Source organism: Blautia intestinihominis (assembly GCF_040096655.1).
Classification (GTDB): Bacteria; Bacillota; Clostridia; order Lachnospirales; family Lachnospiraceae; genus Blautia_A; species Blautia_A intestinihominis.
In genome coordinates, this window is record NZ_JBBMEI010000171.1 from 1 (window position 1) to 1717 (window position 1717).

1 protein-coding gene and 2 pseudogenes are annotated in these 1717 nt (G+C 44.4%); all 3 read right to left on the bottom strand.

All coding sequences use genetic code 11. From position 1 onward, the window contains the following. Positions 1–405, bottom strand: a pseudogene (locus tag WMO75_RS19465) (hypothetical protein); the annotation flags it as partial. A gap of 16 nt (positions 406–421) precedes the next feature. Next, complete coding sequence (locus tag WMO75_RS19470) at positions 422–940, bottom strand: hypothetical protein (RefSeq protein ID WP_015525057.1); 519 nt, start codon at positions 938–940, stop codon at positions 422–424. A 56-nt stretch (positions 941–996) separates the two neighbouring features. Then, positions 997–1717: pseudogene (locus WMO75_RS19475) on the bottom strand (hypothetical protein); the annotation flags it as partial.

A 1717-nucleotide genomic window follows, 5' to 3' on the forward strand; every position in this document is an offset into this window, starting at 1 on the left:
CTCCGGGATCATCTGTGCAGCTGCATACCCGCCTTTTAACAAAAGTTCATCCCATTGTTCCCGGATAAGTTTCTTTCCAATGCGGCTTATCTGTGTTTCCAGTTTCGGGATCAGATCCTCACGCACAGGAAAACCAAAATCATCCGGTATCCCGATCGGCTTCAGAAAAAGATCTTCTGCTTCATAAAGGGAATACTCCGGCATGTGGATCACGGCACACCAGTTCCGGTCTGTTTTTCTGTTTTCCTTTAAACAGTCAAAGAAAAAGAAACAGTTTCCATATTTTGCCTTTATAAACAGCTGTCCGGAAAATTCTTTTACTTCACAATCCGGCGATTTCAGCCATGCGATCAGTTTTTCTGCCTCCCTGCTCTCTTTTAACCAATCCGGAAGTTTTCTATCCATCACATACCTCCGTAATTCAGATATATGGCAGGGAATACCTGGAATACACCATCTTTGCCCGTTTTAAAAATGCAGAGCCTTTTTCTGCTTTTGCAAACCATTCCACAAAAAACCGTGTCAGGTTCTGCTGCAGTGTCCGGTGGGTATCAAGGGCATAATCCACAAATTCCCCATATCCGTCCATACTTCCTGCAAGCAGGTAGCAGGTAAACATTTTTGCCATCTGCTCTTCATCTGAAGGATTGATCTCCATTTCCTCTGCACCTTCATACACCAGGCGCACCCTTTCTGGCTGTTCCTTTACATGCAGACACAGATCATCGGCCATCAGTTTCGATGCTTCGTTTCGAAGGTCGTAATATCTGACCTCTGAAAGACCTTTTAGCCAGGCAAACCCAAGATAAGTGTAATTGTCTTTTATTTCCTGCTGCTCTTTTGCCATGGACTCCATAAATTTTTTGTGTCCGGTGGGATGGCAGTTCAAGTATTCATCTACCAGCAGCCTTGCCACATCTTTTCCATTCGTAACCTTCATGTTTTCCTCCCATCAAAAAAAGACAGTCCATGCTGTCTCCATTCTTTTAAATCCTGTTAGTATTTTACAGTGCCAGGAATATCATATTCATGCCAGCGTTTTGACACACAGCCGGCAATTTTTTCTTCCAGAGCTAAAAGTCCTCTCTCATTCGTCTTTTCCTGCCTTGCAATGGTAATGGATTCACAGATCCCACAGTAGATCTCGTATGCGCTGCATGGCTCATCCCCAGTAGTAGCCTTAAACTGCTCCACGGTTTCTGCAAGCAGTTTTTTTCCAAATCCCGCCTGCTTCATGATCCCTGCCATGGCATTTGCCGGATGCTCGATCCAGATATCACACAGCCGCATGACCCCTTTTAAGACTTCCCGGTAGTAATCGAAGATCGACTCTATGTTTTCCGTGAAATCTTCCATTCCTTTACAGTTTTTGTGCGTAACCTTCAGGGCATTGCCAAGGATCACATTTCTTGTCGGCTCCTGCAGGGAATAAAAAATATTCGCTCCGGACACACCAACGTCTGACGTAGTGATCCGTACAACTGCTTTTATGTCCTTATCGGTCTTTCTTCCATAATTCTGCATCAGTTCCTTATAAACATCTGTAAGTTTCGTATCTTCCAGCTGCCAGGACGCCGTAACAGAATAATGGTCTGCATAGCCGTTTAAAAACGTTGCCTTCTCATAGTCCCCATGGATATATGCCGAGGTAACCATGTACATATCCGGCATGGATATGATGGCATAATCTTTTTCATCACCGGACAGGACTGAGATC